Here is a 559-nt window from a genome sequence, read left to right as displayed (position 1 = left end):
CACCGAAACGGCTGACGGTGTGCAAGTTGCAACAACGTCGCTTCGTGGTACTGGTGGTAGCGGTGCACGTGACGGTTTCATTTTTGCACTTACTTTGATTCCTACCGTTATGTTCGCACTGGGTATGATCAATGTACTTGAGCACTATGGCGCACTAGAAGCGGCACGCAAACTGTTAACGCCGCTTCTTCGTCCAATTATGGGGATTCCGGGTAACTCTGGTTTGGCTCTTATCGCTTCGCTGCAAAGTACCGACGCGGGCGCGGCGATGACTCGTCAGCTTAAAGATGAAGGCCATCTCACCAAACGCGAAACCGATGTGTTCACTATGTTCCAGTTCACCGCTGGTGCCACTATTGTTAACTTTTTCTCCTCAGGGGCGGTGCTGTTTACGCTGACGATGGCGGATGGCTCGCTTGCCGTAACGTCTTCTATTGGTTTGGCGGTTGTGGTGATGTTCTTGTTTAAAATCGTGGGTGCGAACTTATTCCGCATCTACCTAAACATCACAGAAGGTAAAGAAGACAAGCAAGAGCAAAGCAAATCTGAGAACTTAAAA

Annotated in this window: 1 protein-coding gene; it reads left to right on the top strand. The window is 49.4% G+C overall.

The features are described from left to right. The coding region (locus R7Z50_RS29975) for a nucleoside recognition domain-containing protein (RefSeq protein WP_318150081.1) at nucleotides 1-559 on the top strand (559 nt) is incomplete at both ends.

The sequence above is a fragment of the Vibrio sp. 1249-1 genome, assembly GCF_033340495.1.
This window is presented reverse-complemented; position numbering and strand designations above follow the sequence as displayed.